The sequence below is a fragment of the Paenibacillus xanthanilyticus genome (assembly GCF_042682185.1).
GTDB lineage: Bacteria > Bacillota > Bacilli > Paenibacillales > Paenibacillaceae > Paenibacillus_Z > Paenibacillus_Z xanthanilyticus.
The window spans coordinates 2,065,461-2,084,857 of record NZ_JBHUHA010000001.1 but is presented as its reverse complement, the minus strand read 5'-3'; the positions used below and the strand labels follow the sequence as shown (position 1 = coordinate 2,084,857).

At 59.1% G+C, this 19,397-nt stretch carries 18 protein-coding genes and 1 pseudogene; 16 read left to right on the top strand and 3 right to left on the bottom strand.

Going from position 1 to position 19,397, the window contains the following annotated elements:
* The first annotated feature begins 47 nt into the window (after positions 1-47).
* On the top strand, positions 48-632 hold the full coding sequence (clpP, locus tag ACFSKT_RS08785) for an ATP-dependent Clp endopeptidase proteolytic subunit ClpP (RefSeq protein ID WP_377722378.1): 585 nt from the start codon (positions 48-50) through the stop codon (positions 630-632).
* A 79-nt stretch (positions 633-711) separates the two neighbouring features.
* Entirely contained in the window at positions 712-2,724 is a 2,013-nt protein-coding gene (locus ACFSKT_RS08780; RefSeq protein WP_377722377.1) for a methyl-accepting chemotaxis protein, read from the top strand.
* Positions 2,725-2,847: 123 nt separating this feature from the next.
* Here ACFSKT_RS08780 and ACFSKT_RS08775 read toward each other — a convergent pair whose 3' ends face one another.
* Entirely contained in the window at positions 2,848-3,159 is a 312-nt protein-coding gene (locus tag ACFSKT_RS08775) for a DUF2627 family protein (RefSeq protein WP_377722376.1), read from the bottom strand.
* A gap of 238 nt (positions 3,160-3,397) precedes the next feature.
* Here ACFSKT_RS08775 and lpdA point away from each other — a divergent pair, with 238 nt between their 5' ends.
* The 6 genes from lpdA (at position 3,398) to ACFSKT_RS08745 (ending at position 10,536) form a co-directional block, all read left to right on the top strand.
* Positions 3,398-4,825, top strand: a complete 1,428-nt coding sequence (gene lpdA, locus ACFSKT_RS08770) for a dihydrolipoyl dehydrogenase (RefSeq protein WP_377722375.1) — start codon at positions 3,398-3,400, stop codon at positions 4,823-4,825.
* Positions 4,826-4,988: 163 nt separating this feature from the next.
* Positions 4,989-6,020 carry a thiamine pyrophosphate-dependent dehydrogenase E1 component subunit alpha gene (locus ACFSKT_RS08765; protein ID WP_377722374.1) on the top strand — a complete coding sequence of 344 codons (1,032 nt, stop codon included), beginning with the start codon at positions 4,989-4,991 and terminating at the stop codon, positions 6,018-6,020.
* A gap of 1 nt (position 6,021) precedes the next feature.
* Complete coding sequence (locus tag ACFSKT_RS08760; RefSeq protein WP_377722373.1) at positions 6,022-7,005, top strand: alpha-ketoacid dehydrogenase subunit beta; 984 nt, start codon at positions 6,022-6,024, stop codon at positions 7,003-7,005.
* Positions 7,006-7,130: 125 nt separating this feature from the next.
* On the top strand, positions 7,131-8,495 hold the full coding sequence (locus tag ACFSKT_RS08755; RefSeq protein ID WP_377722372.1) for a dihydrolipoamide acetyltransferase family protein: 1,365 nt from the start codon (positions 7,131-7,133) through the stop codon (positions 8,493-8,495).
* Positions 8,496-8,511: 16 nt separating this feature from the next.
* Positions 8,512-9,234, top strand: coding sequence for a lipoyl(octanoyl) transferase LipB (gene lipB / locus ACFSKT_RS08750; RefSeq protein ID WP_377722371.1), 723 nt, complete (start codon positions 8,512-8,514; stop codon positions 9,232-9,234).
* A 168-nt stretch (positions 9,235-9,402) separates the two neighbouring features.
* Entirely contained in the window at positions 9,403-10,536 is a 1,134-nt protein-coding gene (locus tag ACFSKT_RS08745) for a M20/M25/M40 family metallo-hydrolase (protein WP_377722370.1), read from the top strand.
* 101 nt (positions 10,537-10,637) lie between these two features.
* On the opposite strand, the gene mciZ is transcribed toward ACFSKT_RS08745, so the two are convergent.
* Entirely contained in the window at positions 10,638-10,778 is a 141-nt protein-coding gene (mciZ, locus tag ACFSKT_RS08740; RefSeq protein ID WP_377722369.1) for a Z-ring formation inhibitor MciZ, read from the bottom strand.
* Between the two features lie 169 nt (positions 10,779-10,947).
* On the opposite strand from mciZ, the gene ACFSKT_RS08735 reads away from it, so the two are divergent.
* From ACFSKT_RS08735 to fur, 4 genes are all read left to right on the top strand, one after another.
* Positions 10,948-11,505 (top strand): NUDIX domain-containing protein, encoded by a 558-nt coding sequence (locus ACFSKT_RS08735; RefSeq protein WP_377722368.1) that lies wholly within the window; start codon positions 10,948-10,950, stop codon positions 11,503-11,505.
* A gap of 3 nt (positions 11,506-11,508) precedes the next feature.
* Entirely contained in the window at positions 11,509-12,717 is a 1,209-nt protein-coding gene (locus tag ACFSKT_RS08730) for an endonuclease Q family protein (RefSeq protein ID WP_377722367.1), read from the top strand.
* 96 nt (positions 12,718-12,813) lie between these two features.
* Positions 12,814-13,467, top strand: coding sequence for a stage II sporulation protein M (spoIIM, locus tag ACFSKT_RS08725; protein WP_377722366.1), 654 nt, complete (start codon positions 12,814-12,816; stop codon positions 13,465-13,467).
* Positions 13,468-13,558: 91 nt separating this feature from the next.
* Positions 13,559-14,020: a ferric iron uptake transcriptional regulator gene (gene fur, locus ACFSKT_RS08720; RefSeq protein WP_377722365.1), complete on the top strand. Its 462-nt coding sequence runs from the start codon at positions 13,559-13,561 to the stop codon at positions 14,018-14,020.
* Between the two features lie 95 nt (positions 14,021-14,115).
* On the opposite strand, the gene ACFSKT_RS08715 is transcribed toward fur, so the two are convergent.
* Positions 14,116-15,312: a S8 family peptidase gene (locus ACFSKT_RS08715; protein WP_377722364.1), complete on the bottom strand. Its 1,197-nt coding sequence runs from the start codon at positions 15,310-15,312 to the stop codon at positions 14,116-14,118.
* Positions 15,313-15,538: 226 nt separating this feature from the next.
* Here ACFSKT_RS08715 and ald point away from each other — a divergent pair.
* The 4 genes and pseudogenes from ald to ACFSKT_RS08695 all read left to right on the top strand — a co-directional run bounded on the left by ald (position 15,539) and on the right by ACFSKT_RS08695 (position 19,389).
* Positions 15,539-16,655 (top strand): annotated as a pseudogene (gene ald, locus ACFSKT_RS08710) (alanine dehydrogenase).
* A 244-nt stretch (positions 16,656-16,899) separates the two neighbouring features.
* Positions 16,900-17,187 carry a DUF4227 family protein gene (locus ACFSKT_RS08705; protein WP_377722862.1) on the top strand — a complete coding sequence of 96 codons (288 nt, stop codon included), beginning with the start codon at positions 16,900-16,902 and terminating at the stop codon, positions 17,185-17,187.
* Positions 17,188-17,274: 87 nt separating this feature from the next.
* Positions 17,275-18,174 carry a site-specific tyrosine recombinase XerD gene (gene xerD, locus ACFSKT_RS08700; protein ID WP_377722362.1) on the top strand — a complete coding sequence of 300 codons (900 nt, stop codon included), beginning with the start codon at positions 17,275-17,277 and terminating at the stop codon, positions 18,172-18,174.
* A gap of 39 nt (positions 18,175-18,213) precedes the next feature.
* Positions 18,214-19,389: a phosphopentomutase gene (locus ACFSKT_RS08695; protein ID WP_377722361.1), complete on the top strand. Its 1,176-nt coding sequence runs from the start codon at positions 18,214-18,216 to the stop codon at positions 19,387-19,389.
* The last annotated feature ends 8 nt before the right edge of the window (positions 19,390-19,397 follow it).

Sequence of the window (19,397 nt, the reverse complement as noted above, 5' to 3'; positions counted from 1 at the left end):
GCGCCGGTACTGCTTTTTTTCATACCAATATTCAAGGAGGCACGATCATGACATTGATTCCTTATGTTGTCGAGCAGACGGGGCGCGGCGGAGAACGCAGCTATGACATCTATTCCCGGCTGCTGAAGGACCGCATTATTATGGTAAGCGGAGAGATCGAAGACAATATGGCGAATGCGATCGTGGCGCAGCTGCTATTTTTGGCCGGCGACGATCCTGACAAGGATATTCAGATGTATATCAATTCGCCCGGCGGCTCCGTGACGGCCGGGTTCTCGATCTACGATACGATGCAGTACATCAAACCGGATGTTTCGACGATCTGCACGGGATTCGCGGCCAGCTTCGGGGCGATCCTGCTTGCGGGAGGCGCGAAGGGCAAGCGCTACGCGCTGCCCAACAGCGAGATTATGATTCATCAGCCGCTTGGCGGCGCGAGGGGACAGGCGAGCGATATTCAAATTCATGCCAACTGGATCATTCGGACGCGCGCCAAAATCAATGAACTGCTCGCAGACCATACCGGTCAGTCCATCGCCCAAATCGAGCAGGATTCCGACCGAGACCGGTTTATGAGCGCAGAGGATGCCAAGGCATACGGGCTTGTGGACGCGATTATTCTGAAAGCATAATCGAGGGCGGGGTCCCCGACAATTCCCAGTTCATTTCATCTCTTATTGTGACGAAAGTTATAGTAAGGAGGAATGACAGATGGGGATTGGGATTGGACTTACTAGATTAAACTCGCTGCGCGTGAAAATTGCCGGACTCCTGCTTCTTGTTTCGCTCGTTCCGCTGGCCACGGTCAGCGCGGTTCAATATGACCGTTCCATAGACGCGTTGAACAAGAAAACGGTGGATGGCTTGACGCAGCGCGCCGAGCTAAACGCGATTATTATGAACAACTGGATGAAGACGAAGATCGGGATGCTGGAAACGTTAGTGAAGGAGAAGCCTGACCTTGCGGATGGGAACGCTTCCGATATTGTAGCGCATCTTCAAACGTTGGACGCCAGTGATGCCGACATCATCAAGGCATCGTTCATCGACAAGGACGGCGTGCTGCGCAATACGTTGGGCGAAATGAAGGATGCGTCCAAGTTCGCCAATTTTAATAGTGTGAAAGAGACGAAGAAAATCAATATATCGAGCATCATGAAAGACTCGATCACCGGCAAGGATATCGTCATTATCGACGTTCCGATCTTGGATGCCAGCAGCAATTTCGTCGGGTTGATCCAATCGGTTCTCGACCCGGAGTTGATCAGCACCGTCGTTTCCCGGATCCATTTCGAGACGAGCGGCTATGGCATCCTGGTTACGCCGGAGGGCGCGGTTATCGCGGCTGCGGACAAAGCGCAGATCGGACAAAATCTGTTCGACAGCTATGCGGAAGAAACGAGAGAATCGGCCAAAGCGACGCTTGCAAGCACGTCCCACGCGGTGGCAACGGTAACGGATACCGAGGGCGTCGTTCATTCTACCGCTTATGCGGCGGTAGAAAGCACGGGATGGCGCGTGCTCGTAAGCGCGCCAGAGAGCGAAGTATATGCAGATGCGAACGCGTTGAAGCGCATGGTGTTCATGATGATCGCGCTATCGATCGTACTGGTTGCCGTGATCGCGCTGCTCGTCGCGCGTTGGATTCTCATGCCGATTCTGGCGCTATCCGAGATCATGAAGAAGACGGCGACAGGCGATTTGACGCATCGTTTAACGGAGAAAGGCACCGATGAATTCGGCGTCCTGCGTAAGAACGTCAATTTTATGCTGAACTCGTTCAGCGAAATATTGGAGCGGATGAAAAATTCGATCGAAATCGTAGCGGCTTCATCGGAACAGCTTAGCGCGACGGCGGTGCAATCGTCCGAAGCGGCGAATCATGTAAACGCTGAAGTAGAGCGCGTTACGGCGGGCTCGCGGACGCAGCTGGAGTCGGCAGGTCAAACGTCCACGGCCACGGAAGAGATGGCGGCAGGCGTGACGAGAATCGCGCATTCTTCTTCAGACGTCGCGGAATCCGCACACGGCGTAACGTCGGAAGTGAAGCGCGGGCGCGAAGGCGTCATGCAGGCGATCGGCCAAATCCAGGCCGCCAGCCACTCGGTCGAAGCTTCGGCGCAAACCGTCAACACGCTGCAGCAAAAATCGATGCACATCAAACAAATTGTGGGCGTGATTTCGGAGATTTCGTCGCAGACGAACATGCTGGCGCTGAACGCTTCGATCGAAGCGGCGCGTGCAGGCGAACATGGACGGGGCTTCGCGGTTGTCGCAGGCGAGGTCAAGAAGCTGGCGGACCAAACGAGCCGCTCGGCCGTCGAGATTGAAGGCATCATTTCGGATATGCTGTCCGCGGTCGCCTCGGCGGATCAGACGATGCACGTCGGCTTGAACGAAGTGTCGCAGGGCGAAGCGCTCGTCCTTCGCGTCGGCGAGACGTTCGATACGATTCTGCGCTCGGTCCAAGGCGTGAATGATCAAATCCAGGAAGTATCGGCGGCGGCGCAGCAAATATCCGCAGGCACCGAGGAAGTGGCGGCATCCGCCACCGAAGTATTCGGCATCGCACAGGATACGTCGACCCGCTTAGTGAACGTTGCCAAGCATATGAGCGATCAGGTTCAAGCGATGAAAGAAATCAGCGGTTCTTCCGAGGCGCTTAGCCAAATGGCGGTTGATCTGCAGGAAGCGGCATCGAAGTTCAAAACAAAAGAAGCCTGAAGCAAAGGAGACCGCGCAGCGCGCGGTCTCCTTTTTTTAATGTTAAGAATCCATACACTTGCCGGCATAGACGGCGAAGCATGTTTCACTTGGTCTATTCGATCGGGATTAGGCTTATCCTGATTAGGAGCCGGATTGTCCTGCGCCGGGCCGAGGCGGCCGAGGTCGTTTTTGACGGAAGCGGGGAGCGACGTAATTGCGTTTGCGGTCGCGGAAGAACGTCCAGCCGCCGATAAAGCCAACGCCGATCCCGAAGAGCAGAAAACCTGCGATAAAGCGGCCGAATTCGAAGCTGCGCGCGGCGGTTTCTTCATGGCCGAACGAGGAGAAGTAATGGAAAACGGCATCCTTCATCAACAGAAAACCGTAAGTGGCGCCGATGCCGGGGATAACGAGCAATAAAATCGCGATGAAACGGGCAATAACTGGTTTCATGTTCGGGGTAGAGCCTCCTGGCGTAATCTATAGGTCTGGTGTACAGCTTGAATCTAAATGATTCGGAATGAAAGCGCGATTCGGCACGACAGTGCGGAAGCTGTTTCACCTTATTCCCTATCATACTCTGTTGAGCGCGGGGTTGTCTATTTGAATGGCGCGTGGTTTTCCCGAGGGATGAAAAAAGGTACAATAGAAGGCGGGAAGGCAAAAATCGGCGTAAGGAGCTTTAACGAAAATGACAATACAATGCGATATTGCGGTCCTTGGGGGCGGCATTGCGGGATATACGGCGGCCATACGTGCGGCGCAAGCGGGCAAGAAGGTTGTGTTGATCGAGAAGGAGAAGCTGGGCGGCACGTGTTTGCACAAAGGCTGTATCCCAAGTAAAGCGCTGCTGCGCAGCGCGGAAGTATTCGCCACGTTGAAGAAAGCGGATCACTTCGGAATCCGGATCGCGGATGATGCCGTGACGGTCGATTTCGGCGGGGTGCAGGCACGCAAGGAGCAGACGGTCGATCAGTTGTACCGCGGTCTGCAGCATCTCATGAAGAAGAACGGCATCGAAGTGGTGAGCGGCAGCGGACGAGTGATCGGACCGTCGATCTTCTCGCCGAGAAGCGGCAGCGTGGCCGTCGAGTTGGCGGACGGGGAGATGGAAACAGTCGTATCGGCCAATTTGATTATCGCGACGGGCTCGCGTCCGCGTACGCTTCCAGGTCTCACGCATGACGGCGAACGCGTGATGACGAGCGACGATGCGCTGCGGATGGAACAACTGCCACGCTCGATCATCATCGTCGGCGGCGGCGTTATCGGCGTGGAATGGGCATCCATGCTGGCGGACTTTGGCGTACAGGTGACGCTTGCCGAGTCGGCGCCGCGCCTGCTTGCGGGCGAAGATCCGGACATATCGGCGGAGCTGACCAAGCAGCTAAAGCGGCGCGGCGTCCAGGTGCTGACGGGTATTAGCCTGAAGCCGGAGACGTATACATATGAGGAAGGACAAGTTACCATCGAGGCGGTTAACGGCGAGGAGACGGTTCGTCTTCAGGCAGAGCGCATCCTGGTGTCCGTCGGTCGCCAGGCGAACACGGAAGGCATCGGGCTCGAAAATACGGATGTGCAGATCATTAAAGGCTCGATAAAGGTCAACGGATACTTCCAGACGACGGAGCCTCACATCTATGCGGTCGGCGACGTGAACGGCGGGCTCCAGCTTGCCCATGCGGCCGCGCACGAAGCGCTGATCGCGGTGGATCATATCCTCGGCGGCAAGGAGAGCGCCGGCGAGGCAAGCCTCGTGCCGCGGTGCATCTATTCGCATCCGGAGATCGCCTCGGTCGGCATTACGGAGGAAGAAGCGCGCAAGCGGGGGCATCAGGTCAAAGTCGGTCGCATCCCGTTCCAGGCGATCGGCAAAGCGCTCGTGCTGGGCGACCCGGAAGGTTTCGCCAAAGTGGTCGCGGACGCGAACACCCACGATATTCTGGGCGTTCATCTGATTGGCGCGCATGCGACCGATCTGATCTCGGAAGCGTCGCTTGCCATGCTGCTGAACGCCGCGCCATGGGAAGTGGGAGCGGTCATCCACCCGCACCCTACCTTGTCGGAGGCGATCGGCGAAGCCATGCTCGCCGTGGACGGCAAAGCGATCGCGTTCTAACGGGGACAAGCAAGCTCGGACAAGCATGCCGACTGCCCACGATTCGGTAGGCGGAGCACGCGTTTTGCCGCTGCACGACATTTCCTTTTTTGCGCTGTTCGGGTATAATGAAATCAAGTCTTAGTACCAGGTTTTAAGAGTAGCTAAAAGGAGGGGTTCCCACATGACACCAACTGGGTCCACCCAGCAAGCGTCCAGACATGCGGAGCTCGGCTTAACGGATGATCAAGCTATCGATATGTATGCCACCATGCTAACCGCTCGCAAATTCGACGAGCGCAATTTGCTGCTTCAACGCGCAGGCAAAATCAACTTTCACGTATCGGGAATCGGACAGGAGCCGGCGCAAGTGGCGGCTGCGTTTGCCCTCGATCGCGAGCAGGACTATTTTCTTCCCTATTACCGGGATTACGGCTTCGTGCTCGGCGTCGGCATGACGGTGCGGGAGCTTATGTTATCGGTGTTCGCCAAGGCGGAAGATCCGAATAGCGGCGGCCGCCAGATGCCGGGGCACTTTGGTCATAAGAAGCTGCGGATCGTCACGGGCTCGAGTCCGGTCACGACGCAGGTTCCTCATGCGGTCGGCATCGCGCTGGCCGCGAAGATGAAGCGCAAGAAGTTCGTGTCGTTCGTCACCTTCGGCGAAGGATCGAGCAATCAAGGCGATTTCCACGAGGGCTGTAACTTCGCGGGCGTTCATAAATTGCCCGTGATCATCATGTGCGAGAACAACCGCTACGCGATTTCCACGCCGCTGCACAAATCGGTCTCGGGCAACATCTACGAGCGCGCGATCGGCTACGGCTTCCCTGGCATTCGCGTGGATGGCAACGATCCGCTCGAGGTCTACCGTGTCGTGAAGGAAGCGCGCGAGCGCGCGGTCGCCGGCGAAGGCCCGACGCTGATCGAAGCGATGATGTACCGGTTGTCGCCGCATTCCACGTCGGATAACGATTTGGCGTATCGGACGAAGGAAGAGGTCGACGAATACCGGGCGAAGGACGGCGTTTTGCATTACAAGCAATATTTGATCGACTGCGGCATTTGGAATGAAGAGAAGGACGCGGAGCTTGCGCAGAAGATCCGCGCGGTCATCGACGATGCGACCGAATACGGCGATCGCGCGCCGTTCCCTCAGCCGGAGAGCGTCCTGCGCCACGTATATGCGGAAGACGACCGCGAAGGGGGACGTTAAGTTGGCCAGAATGGAATATATCGACGCGATTCGCCTGGCGATGAAGGAAGAGATGGAGCGTGACGAGGACGTGTTCGTGCTCGGCGAGGACGTCGGCGTCAAGGGCGGCGTGTTCACCACGACCAAAGGATTGCAGGAGCAGTTCGGCGAGGAGCGCGTGCTGGATACGCCGCTATCCGAATCGGCCATCGCGGGTGCCGCGATCGGAGCGGCTATGTACGGCATGAAGCCGATCGCCGAGATGCAGTATTCGGACTTCATGTTCCCGGCGACAAACCAGATTATCAGCGAGGCGGCCAAAATCCGCTACCGTTCCAATAACGACTGGTCGTGTCCGCTCGTCATCCGCGCGCCGATCGGCGGCGGGATCTTCGGAGGGCTGTACCACTCGCAATGTCCGGAATCGGTGTTCTTCGGCACGCCGGGCTTAAAGATCGTTGCGCCGTATACAGCTTACGACGCCAAAGGGCTGCTGAAGGCGGCCGTGCGCGACCCGGATCCGGTCTTGTTCTTCGAGAACAAGAAGTGCTATAAGCTGGTTACCGGCGAAGTGCCGGAGACGGACTACGTCGTGCCGATCGGCAAAGCCAACGTGCTGCGCGAAGGTGACGATATTACGGTCATCAGCTACAGCCTGCCGCTGCACTTCGCGCTCGAAGCGGCGGAGGAGCTGGCGCAGGAAGGCATCACGGCGCATATTCTCGACCTGCGCACGCTGCAGCCGCTCGATAAGGAAGGTATTTTGGAAGCGGCTCGCCGCACCGGCAAAGTCCTCATCATTCATGAAGATAACAAATTCGGCGGCATCGGCGGCGAAGTGTCGGCGATTCTGGCGGAAGAAATGCTCTACGAGCTGGATGCGCCGATCATGCGGTTGTGCGGTCCGGACGTGCCGGCGATGCCGATCAACCCGCCGAGCGAGAAGTTTTTCATGCTCAACAAAGAGAAAGTCAAAGAAGCGATGCGCCAGCTGGCGCTATATTAAATGCGAAGACGGCTACGGCCGTTTCTTGCGTCTTACGAAAGCTGCCGTCTTCGAAAGGCGGCTTCTTCTCGAATGCGGCTCGTGCAGAGCCGGCGGGGCGCGAACAATGTTCAGGAGTTGATACGATGAAAACCGTAACGGAAGTCATCATGCCGCAGCTGGCCGAATCGCTGGTGTCGGCTACGATCGATAAATGGCTGAAGCAGCCGGGCGACACGGTCGAGATGTACGAACCGATCGCCGAAATCATTACGGACAAAGTGACGGCCGAGCTGCCGTCGACGCTGCGGGGAACGGTGGTCAAAATTTTGGCGGGCGCCGGAGAGACCGTGCCGGTCGGCGCGCCGATCTGCCTGATCGAAACGGTAAGCGATAACGCACCGTCTGCATCGTCGCCAAACGGCGCAATCGCAGGGGCGACGGCGGCTGTCTCCACAAGCAGCGGAGCTGCGCATGACCAGGCGCAATGCGACCAATCCATGCGCAGCCGCTATTCACCGGCCGTCCAGCAGCTGGCCGCAGAGCACAAGCTGGATCTGACTGTCATTCCCGGAACGGGACTGGGCGGGCGCATTACGCGCAAGGACGTGCTGGCATATGTAGCCGCGGGCGGCAATGCAGGCGGACGGCAGCAGGCTAACGCGTCTCAGACGCAGCCATCGTCGATTCCGACCGCCGCGGCATCGCAGCCGGAAAACACGACGCATGTCGCGGTGCGCTCGAGCGGGCTTCATTTGTCCGAGACGCCGCGCATACCGCAGGTGGAAGTCGAAGGCCAGCCGATTCCGGGCCGCGGCGAGACGTTCATCGACGTAACGCCGATCCGCAATACGATCGCGCAGAAGATGCGCCAGAGCGTGACGGAAATTCCGCACGGCTGGATGATGATCGAGGTCGACGTGACGAACCTCGTCGTGGCGCGCAACAAGCTGAAGGACGAATTCATGAAGCGCGAAGGCGTGAACCTGACGTACCTCGCGTTCTTTATCAAGGCGGTCGTCAACGCCATCAAGGAATACCCGATCATCAACTCGGTGTGGGCGGTCGACAAAATCATCGTCAAGCGCGATATTAATATCTCGCTGTCGGTCGGTACGGAAGACTCCGTCATCACGCCGGTCATCAAGAACGCCGACCAGAAGAATATCTCGGGCCTGGCCCGGGAGATCGACGTGCTCGCCCGCAAGACGCGCGAAGGCAAGCTCAAGCTGGACGATGTGCAAGGCGGTACGTTCACGGTAAACAATACCGGCTCGTTCGGCGCGATTCTGACCCAGCCGATCATCAACTATCCGCAAGCGGCCATTATTACATTCGAATCGATCGTGAAGCGTCCGGTCGTCATTAACGACATGCTTGCCGTCCGTTCCATGGCGAACGTCTGCTTGTCGCTGGATCACCGGATCTTGGACGGCGTCATTTGCGGCCGGTTCCTGCAGAAGGTGAAGGAGACGCTGGAAGCGTTCGACGCGGAGACGAAATTGTACTGAAACGAGGCGATGAAGCATGACGACGGCAAGCACGAGACCGCTCGACGTCAGCTATGACAAGCTGATCGGCTATGCTGAAGCTTGGGATTTGCAGAAGGCGTACGTGAAGGAGATCGATAAGGAGGGGCGTATCGAGAAACTGATGCTCCTCCAGCATCCGCCTACCTATACGGTCGGCTCGCAGCGCCATCCGGAGCATCTGCTGTATTCGGAGGAAGAGCTGCGGGAGCGCGGCATCGAGCTGTTCCAGATCGACCGGGGCGGCGATATCACGTACCACGGACCCGGACAGCTCGTCGGCTACCCGCTCATCTATTTGGACGCGGTCGGTCTCGATCTGCATGCGTACTTGCGTCAGCTAGAGCAAGTCATCATCGACTGGCTGGCGGATTACGGCATCGAAGGCGGCCGGAAACCCGAGTATACGGGCGTATGGGTCGGGGATGCGAAGATCGCGGCGATCGGCGTGAAGTTCAACAAATGCCGTGCCCGCCGCGGCTTCGTCACAAGCCACGGCTTCGCGCTGAACGTGCGGGCAGGCATCGGGGAAGAAGGATTTAGAGGCATCATTCCTTGCGGCATCCAAGAGTATGCCGTGACGTCGTTCGAGGATATTACGGGCACATCCATGCCGATCGAACAGGCGGCGAAGGAGCTGATCCCGCATTTCGGCCGCTTGTTCGGTTTCGAAGCCCGGACGCCAGATGCGTTACTCGAGCAGCCAGCCCATGCTGAATAGCAGCGTCGACAACAGCATGGATACAATGATGAACCAAACGAATACTTTAGCTATCCGGTTTACGCGCATGATCGATGTCTCCTTTCAATACTGGGATAGAGGAAGTTGCAGAATAGATTAGATTTACTAGTATCATTGTAAACGATAGATACGGATGGAGGAAAGCCAATGGTATCGCAAGACCGGTTGGTGGAGCATTTTATGTCGCTGGTCCGGGTGGACAGCGAGACGAAGAACGAGCGCGAGATCTGCGACGTGCTGACGAAGCAGTTTCGGGAATTGGGGCTAACCGTCGAAGAGGATGACGCGGCCGCGAAGACGGGCCACGGCGCGGGCAATTTGATTTGCAAGCTGAACGCGAGCGGGGCGGAGAATGGCGTGCCGATCTTCTTCACGTCCCATATGGATACGGTCACGCCGGGCCAAGGCATCAAGCCGCAACTGGACGCGGACGGCTATATTCGCAGCGACGGCACGACGATCCTCGGCGCGGACGATAAAGCCGGCCTAGCGGCGATGTTCGAAGCGATCCGCGCGTTGAAGGAGAACGGAATCCCGCACGGGCCGATTCAGTTCATCATCACGGTCGGCGAAGAGTCCGGCCTCGTCGGCGCGAGCGTGCTCGATCGGTCGAAGATCGAAGCGAAATTCGGCTACGCGCTCGACTCCAATGGCGAGATCGGCTCCATCGCGGTAGCGGCCCCGTCCCAGGCGAAGGTGACGATCGAATTCTACGGAAAGTCGGCCCATGCCGGCGTGAATCCGGAGAAGGGCATCAGCGCGATTCAAGTGGCGGCCAAAGCGATCTCGCGCATGCCGCTCGGTCGCATCGATCACGAGACGACGGCGAATATCGGCCGGTTCGAGGGCGGGGGCGCGACGAACATCGTGTGCGATTACGTGAAACTCGACGCGGAAGCGCGCAGCATCGTGCAGCCGAAGCTGGACGCGCAGGTCGCGGCCATGAAGGAAGCGGCGGAAGCGGTCGCGGCGGAGTTCGGCGCGAAGGCGAATTTCGTCAGCAAGCTGATCTATCCGTCGTACCAATACGGCGAGGGAGATCCGGTCGTGGAGCTCGCCAAGACGGCGATTGGCAATATCGGCGGAACGCCGAGACTGTTCCATTCCGGCGGCGGCAGCGACGCGAATATTTTCAACGGACTCGGCGTGCCGACGGTCAATCTCGCGGTGGGCTACGAGGAAATCCATACGACCAAAGAACGGATCAAGGTCGCGGATCTGGTGAAAACGACCGAGCTCGTGCTCGAAATTATTAAGCTGGCGGCGCAAAAGCAAGCCTAAAGCAGGCAAGAGCCGTACGTGACGCCACGTACGGCTCTTTTTTTGTAGCGATATAATGAGATGGCAGTCCGATACGCAAGGTAACGAAGCGACAGGGATCGTTATGGCGTGCTTGCCGGTTGGTGTTTCCCCAAATATTCCTCGAGCGTGCGGCCTTCGGCGATCAAGCTGCGGAGCCGGCTGCGAATCTCCCACGCCTTGCCGACGAGGGTCAGTTGATTGGAGACGGAAAATTGTTTCATGTTCATTCCCTCCTTAATATGGTATTAATCCCAAATGGGCCCGTTGTAAGCAGTTTTGTTTTGATATAATGGAGAATATGCGCAGGCAGGACAAGATATGCATGGCAAGCGGTCGTTTAATCGAACGACTTGTTATCTGCATTGGCCTAATCAAAGGAGGAACTTGTACATGTTGAAGAATACCGAAGAATTCCGTGAGCCTACAGTAAGCACGCAGCCGATATTCGAAGGAAAGATCATTTCGCTTCAGGTGGATACTGTTCGTCTGCCGGACGGAAACACGGCGACGCGGGAGATCGTGCGGCATCCGGGCGCAGCCGCGGTGCTGGCACTCCTCGACGATAAGATGCTGGTCGTGGAGCAATACCGCAAGCCGATGGAGAAATTCCAGGTCGAAATCCCGGCCGGCAAACTGGATGCGGGCGAGGATCCAATGGTCGCGGCGGCGCGCGAGCTAGAGGAAGAGACGGGATACCGGGCTGGCAAGCTGCGTCCGCTCAGCGCGTTCTATACGTCGCCGGGCTTCGCCGACGAGAAGCTCTACGTCTACATCGCGGAGGAGCTGACGCTCGGCGAGAGCCGGCCGGACGAGGACGAATACTTGAACGTGAGCGCCATTACGTTCGAGGAAGCGCAGCAGTATATCCGGGAAGAGCGCATTAGCGATGCGAAGACCGTGCTGGCCGTCTATGCGTGGCATATCTACCGGCTGACCGGGGAGATTTAATCGATGACGGAACAGCCGCTGTCGCGCGTCTTCGCGGATTTGCATATTCATATCGGCAGCACGAGCCGCGGCGAGGCGGTCAAAATCAGCGGCAGCCGGGATTTGACGTTCAGCCGGATCGCCCAGGAAGCCGTGCATCGCAAAGGGATCGGCTTGCTGGGTATTATCGACTGCCATTCGCCAGGCGTGCAGGCGGATATCGCGCACTGTCTCGAGACCGGCGAAATGGCCGAGATCGCCGGAGGCGGCATCCGGTACCGGGACACGACGATTTTGCTCGGCTCCGAGATCGAGGTGAAGGAGCCGGACCGCGGCGCGGCGCATTATTTGGCGTTCCTGCCGACCTTTGCGCTCATGCGCGACTTTACGTCTTGGATGAGCCGGCATATGCGCAACGTGCAGCTAAGCTCCCAGCGCATCTACGTGTCGACGCGAGAGCTGCAGCGGGAAGTGAAGGCGCGCGGCGGACTATTCATTCCAGCCCATGTTTTCACGCCGCACAAGAGCTTGTACGGCAGCTGCACGGACGATATGAGCGACGTGCTGGATCCGGGAGAGGTGGATGCCGTCGAGCTCGGATTATCCGCCGACAGCGCAATGGCCGGCTTGATTCCCGAGTTGGACGGGCTGCAATTCGTGACCAATTCGGATGCGCATTCGCTGGCGAAGATCGGACGGGAGTACAATGAGCTGCGGCTGGCGGAGCCGTCGTTCCGGGAGCTTGCGCTGGCGCTCAAGAAGCGGGAGGGGCGGCATATCGCGGCGAATTACGGCCTGAATCCGCTCCTTGGCAAATACCACCGCACCTATTGCCTGAATTGCGGCTCGCTCGCGGAGGAGGAACGGAGCACGGAGCGCTGCGCGCAATGCGGGAGCGTGAAGCTCACGCGCGGCGTCATGGACCGCATCGAGGAGCTGGGCGCGCATCAAGGCCGCACGGAGGCGTATATGCCGGAGGATCGGCCGCCTTACGTCTATCAGGTGCCGCTCGAGTTCGTGCCGGGGATCGGCAAGGCGGCCATGGCGAAGCTGCTCGACCGGTTTGGTACCGAGATGAACATCCTGCATGATGCGCCGGAGGAAGAGATTGCGAAGACCGTCCCCGCCAAGACGGCGGAGATGATCGCGAGAGCCAGAGCGGGGAAGCTTGCGCTTGATGCGGGCGGAGGCGGGCGTTACGGACGGGTGGCCAAAAGCGGGAAGGACGCGTAATCGGTCTTGTCACTAGACGCGCGAGGGATGAGGGTCATAGCTTCGCGGGCTTGCTCATATAATGGGGTACAAGCCTGTGAAGGAGGTGTGTGCGGGGTGGGATCGCCGATTAGCGGGTCGCTTGTACGCGATCAATTGACGCTTTATATATTCGTCTCTGTGCTGTTCGTCGTCGGCGCAGTCTTCGGAGCGCTGCTCGTGAGCGCGCTTACGCTCGACCAGCAGCAGAAGCTTGCCTCGGAGGTGGGGCAGTTCGCCCTGCGGCTTCAAGAAGGAGCTGCGCTGGCCGGGGCCGATGCCTTTTGGGACCGCGCGCTGTTCCATGCCAAGTGGCTTGTTCTCGTCTGGGTGCTCGGCATTACCGTCATCGGCATGCCGCTCGTGCTCGCGCTCGATTTTCTGAAAGGGGTGCTCGTCGGCTTCGCGATCGGAACGCTCGTCAGCCAGCATGAATGGAAGGGGCTTGTGTTCGCGCTCGTCTCCGTCGCGCCGCAGAATTTGATCGTCGTGCCGGCGCTCCTAATCGCCAGCGTCTCGGCGCTGTCCTTCTCGCTATTCATCATCAAAGGGAGGCTGCTCGGCAGCTCGGGTACGCTTGCACAGCCGCTGCTTTCCCATACGTCCACGGTCGTCGCCATGGTGCTCGTCATCGGCGCGGCCGCCATGGTGGAGGCGTTCGTCTCGCCCGGACTGCTGCGCTGGGCCGCACCGCTGCTGGATAATTCCGGATTGATATCAGGTTTGGAATGATTCTAAAAAAAATTGACTTTCCTCGCGAAGTGCCCCTATAATGAAAGCAAATGTTCCGGCGATGGGTACTAGCCATGCGAGGGGGGAAACCATGGAATCCCGGATTGATAAAATCAAGCAGCAGCTGCAGTCACAAGGGTATAAGCTTACCCCGCAGCGTGAAGCGACCGTACGCGTCTTGCTCGAGAACGAAGAGGATCACTTGAGCGCCGAGGACGTGTTTATGCTCGTTAAGGATAAAGCGCCCGAAATCGGGCTTGCGACCGTATATCGAACGCTCGAGCTCTTAAGCGAACTGCACGTCGTGGAGAAGATGAATTTCGGCGACGGCGTGGCGCGTTATGACCTCCGGACGGATAATAACAAGCACCACCATCATCATCTGATCTGCGTGCAGTGCGGCACGATGACCGAGATACTGGAAGATTGGCTCGGACCGCTTGAAGAGCGGCTCGAGAAGGAATACGGTTTCCAAGTTATCGATCACCGTCTTGATTTTCAAGGCGTCTGCAGCAAATGCCGTCTGAAGAACGACAGTTCGCAACAGCAATAACTCCCATGTGCAGCGTGCGCCGCGTTTACAGCGCGCGCCGCGCAAAGGGAGTTTTTTTGCGCTTGGCTCAAGGTTTGCGCCTGAGCGCTTAGGCCCTAGGGGCGCTTGCGCTTGCGGCAGGGCTTTCCTGCGCCGGCCGCGCGCGCGAGCTGCAGCAGACCGGCTCCTTGCGCACGGGTGCTGTAGCCGGGCAGCATGCGCGCGGCGCGCCGCAGTTTGCAGGCGAGGCTTTTGGGGCCGATTCCGGGATACCGGGCAAGCAGCAGCGCCGCGCCTCCGGCGACGTGCGGGGCAGCCATGCTGGTGCCGCTCATGATCGCGTACCCGTCGCCCGGTTTCGTCGAGCGGATCAGATTGCCAGGCGCGGTGATCAGAAGGCGCTTGCCGCGGCTGCTGTACGGCGCAATACGGTTCGAACGCGTCGAGGCTGCCACCGCCAGCGTTTGCGGGTAGCTGGCCGGCGCGTCCAGCGCAGGGTTGAACGGCCCGTTGTTCCCTGCCGAGGCGACCAGCACGATGCCGCGCTTGTAGGCTTGACGAATCGCGGCATGGAGTGCGGGGCTCTCGCCGCCGAGCAGCCCGAAGCTCATGTTGATGACCTGCATCCGGTTGCGGATGCACCATTCGATGCCGTCGATAATATCCGAGATGTACCCGCTCCCTGTCGCGTCGAGCACCTTGACCGCGTAGAGCGCCGCGCGGGGAGCTACGCCGAACTGCCGGCCTTTAGCGCCTCTGGCGGCGGCGATGCCGGCGACATGCGTGCCATGGCCGTTGTCGTCCCGGTACGAGCCGCCGGTAATGGTATTGATGCCTCCGGCAACGCGGAGATCGGGATTGGGACCGATCCCGGTATCCAGGATAGCGACCTTCACGCATGCGCCCTTCGTGAGGGGCCACACGGCCGGGGCTTGCACGCGGCACACATTCCACGGAATCGGGGACTTTCGTTTTCGCGGATGGTCCGCACGCACGGATGCGCTTCGCGCGGGGCGCGCCGACCGAAGGGGCGAAGCCAGGGCGTGCGCGGCAGCACGGCCGTCCGCCTCCACGCTATGCACATGCGGGTGGCGCTTGAGCGCCGCAATCGCTTGCTTGCGGGCGGGGTCGACATGCGCGCTGATGAGCCGGCTGTACGGCAGCATCTTGAGCGTACGAAAGCCGATTGCCTTCAATTCCGCCAGACAAGCCTCGTAATGCTTTCGGTGGACAAAACGGATGAGCATCCGTTCAGCGCCGCTTGCAGACGGCGCGGATGAACATCCTACGATTAGATTGGCTGCGCTGGGCAAATTCGTTTTCCTCCTTGGCCATGGCAAGTTATTTCCCGCTTCGCGCGGAAGCTGGCCGTGTATTCATACTATGTAGCCGGGCTATGACGGGGCTGGGCAATAATGTCGCCCGCTACATATTTGGGATTGGCAATGGACACCGTAGAAGTAGGACTGTCAATCGCGCTGTAGGATGCATAGAAGGATAGAAAGGCCTTTCCGATAGCGCTTGGAGGAGGAATTCGTGATGCTGATCGGCGTACCGAAGGAAATTAAAGCCAATGAATACCGCGTCGCGCTAACGCCGGCCGGCGCCGGCATGCTGAAGACGGCCGGACATCGCGTGATCGTGCAAGCGGGAGCGGGGGGGCGGAAGCGGGTTCGATGATGAGCTGTACGCCGCCGAAGGCGCGGAGATCGCGGCGGACGCTTCCGAGGTGTGGGCCAGAGCGGATATGATCATGAAGGTCAAAGAGCCGCTTGCGGAGGAGTTTGGCTTCTTTAAAGAGGATCTGCTGTTGTTCACGTATTTGCATTTGGCGGCGGCGCCGGCGCTGACGAAGGCACTCGCCGAAGCGAAAGTGACGGGCGTCGCCTACGAGACGATCCAGCTTCCGGGCGGCGGGCTGCCGCTCCTGACGCCGATGAGCGAAGTTGCCGGGCGCATGGCGGTGCAGGTCGGCGCGCATTTTTTGGAGGCTTACTTTGGCGGAAGAGGGATCCTGCTCGGCGGTGTGCCCGGCGTCCCGCCGGCGGAGGTCATCGTGCTCGGCGGCGGCATCGTCGGCCTGAACGCGGCGCGCATGGCGCTCGGCATGGGGGCGAGCGTGACGATTCTCGAACGCAGCGCCGAACGGATGCGTTATATTGATGAAGTGTTTGCGGGACGCATCCATACGCTCATGTCGAATCCGTATAATATCGCCAATGCGGTCAAGAAAGCCGATCTGCTGATCGGCGCGGTGCTTATCCCTGGCGCGCGGGCGCCTCATCTGGTTACCGAGGCGATGGTGCAAACGATGAAGAAAGGCGCGGTCATCGTCGACGTCGCGGTGGACCAGGGCGGATCGATCGCCACGATCGACCGTGTGACGACGCACAGCGATCCCGTATATGAGAAGCACGGCGTGCTGCATTACGCAGTCGCGAATATGCCGGGAGCCGTGCCGCGCACCTCGACGTTCGCGCTTACCAACGTGACGCTGCCGTATGCGCTCGAGCTTGCCGGCAAAGGCTTCGAAGCGGCAGCCAAAGCAAGCGAGCCGCTCCGCAAAGGCGTGAACACCTACAAAGGACACGTCACGTACAGGCCGGTAGCTGAAGCGGTGTCTCTGCCATACGTGGACATCGCGACATTACTGTAGCGAATTATGGCGGGCCGGCGGCAATCCGCTTTGCTCGGACCCTGACATGATTGCCAACCCTCTATCATAAATTGAGAAGACGAGCTGATTGGTTTGCGTTCCCAATCGGAAGATTGGGAATGCAGCATTCAGCTAGAGCTGATTGGTTTGCGTTCCCAATCGGAAGATTGGGAATGCAGCATTCAGCTAGAGCTGATTGGTTTGCGTTCCCAATCGGAAGATTGGGAATGCAGCATTCAGCTTGATGAAACCGCTGCGGCGGTCTTCTCTTTTTACCGATAAGGGGGTAATCGCGTTGTTCGTTTTCTCTGCGCGCCGCTGGTTCCGAAGAGCGGCTTTCATGATTTTGCTTGTTCTGGCCACATTCGTCATGTATAATGGCTGTCGCGTCTTGGGTCAGTGGATCGTTCCGGCCGATCCGTACCGGGTGCCGCAGGGCGCGGCGCTGAAAGTGTTCGGTTCCTCAAGCTATGCGGTGCACGAGCCAACGTTCGCCGATCGGCTACGTTTGTTTTACTGGTACGGCGAATAAGCCGGTTTGCCGGCCGCGGCAGGAGATTGGAACCTTTCTGCGGAATATAGCTACTCGTGGACCCGCGCGTGAAGAAAGGATCGATCTATGAGAGCGCATATGCAGACCTTTATCCGGTATTTGGAAACGGAGCGGCAGTTATCCCGCAATACGCTCGACTCCTATGAGCGCGACCTGGCCGGTTTTGCCGAGTATGCGGAGTCGCTCGGGCTGCTCCAAACGGAAGACATCCAGCAGCACCATTTGACGATGTACGTGCAGTCGCTTCGCCAGCAGGGCAGAGCGGTCGCCACGGTATCCCGGCATATGGTGTCGCTGCGTTCTTTTTTTCAATATTTGACCCGCGGACGCGTACTTGTGTACGACCCGTCGGTACATTTGGAGACGCCCAAGCCCGAGAAGCGCACGCCGCTCATCCTGCCCGTCGAGGACATCGAGAAGCTGCTCGCCGTGCCGGATGGCCGCTCGCCGGCGGGCGCGCGCGACAAGGCGATGCTCGAAGTGCTGTATGCCACGGGTATCCGGGTCAGCGAGTTGATTTCGCTGCAGCTGGACGATGCCAACGTCCCGCTTGGCTTTATTCGCTGCACGGGGACGGGAGACAAGGAGCGGATTATCCCGCTCGGACGCTTGGCTTGCGACGCGCTAAGCGCTTACTTGGATGGCCCTCGGGACAGCCTGATGAAGGGGGCGGACGGCGAACGGGCGCTATTTCTGAATCAACAGGGCCACGCGATGACCCGGCAAGGATTCTGGAAGCTTATCAAGAAACACGCCCTCGAGGCTGGCATTGAGGCGGACATTACGCCGCATTCGCTGCGGCACTCGTTCGCCGCGCATTTGCTCGAGAACGGGGCGGACCTGCGGTCGGTGCAGGAAATGCTCGGCCATGCCGACATTGCGACGACCCAAATTTACATGGGGATGGGCAAGGCGCGTATTAAAGACGTGTACAACCAGGCCCACCCCAGGGCGAAAGCGAAGTAAACTCGGCGCCGCATAAGGCGCCCGCAAGGAGAGGACACCATGACATTTAAACGCATATCCGTAATCGTGCTCGACAGCGTCGGCATCGGCGAGCTGCCGGATGCGGCCGCATTCGGCGACGAGGGATCGCATACGATCGGACATATTTTGGAGCGGATGCCGCAGCTGGCGCTGCCGAACATGAGAAGCTGGGGCTTGGATCGAATCGCGCCGCTAGGCGAGTGGAAGAGCGAAGACAAGCCGCGTGCGTATTACGGCAAGATGGCCGAGGTTTCCGTCGGCAAGGACACGATGACCGGACATTGGGAGCTGGCGGGGCTGAAGGTAACCGTGCCGTTCCGCACGTTCGAGGACGGTTTCCCGGAGGAGCTGCTCGCGGCATTCGAAGCGCGGACCGGCCGGGGAGTGCTCGGCAATAAGGCGGCCAGCGGAACGGAAATTTTGGACGAGCTGGGCGAGGAGCAGATGAAAACCGGCAAGTGGATCGTCTATACGTCGGCCGACAGCGTCTTCCAAATTGCCGCGCACGAAGGCATCATCCCGCTGGACGAGCTGTACGAGGCGTGCCGAATCGCCCGCGAACTGACGCTTGATGAACGTTACGCGGTCGGACGCGTCATCGCAAGACCGTACGTGGGAGAGCCGGGCGCGTTCAAGCGGACGCCGAACCGTCATGACTACGCGGTCGATCCGCCGGAGCCGACCGTGCTGGACGCCTTGCAGGAGAAAGAGCTTGACGTCATCTCCGTCGGCAAAATCAACGATATCTTCAGCGGGCATGGCATTACCGAATCGCTTCCGACCAAGAGCAACGCGGACGGTATCCAGAAGACGATCGACGCATTGGCCAAGCCGTTCGAAGGCTTGCTGTTCACCAACCTGGTCGATTTCGACTCGTTGTACGGCCATCGCCGCGACCCGATCGGTTATGGCAAGGCGTTAGAGGAGTTCGATCGGGCGCTGCCGGAGCTCGAGAGCAAGCTGGGTCCGGACGATCTGCTTATCGTGACGGCCGATCATGGCAATGACCCGGTCCATCCCGGAACCGATCACACGCGCGAATACGTGCCGCTGCTCGTCTACGGCCCATCCTTGCAGTCGCCGGGATCGCTCGGCATTCGCGCCACGTTCGCGGACGTCGCCGCGACGATCGCCGACAACTTCGGCGCGAAGGCGCCGGCCAACGGCACGTCGTTCCTATCTTCGCTCGTATAAATACAGAC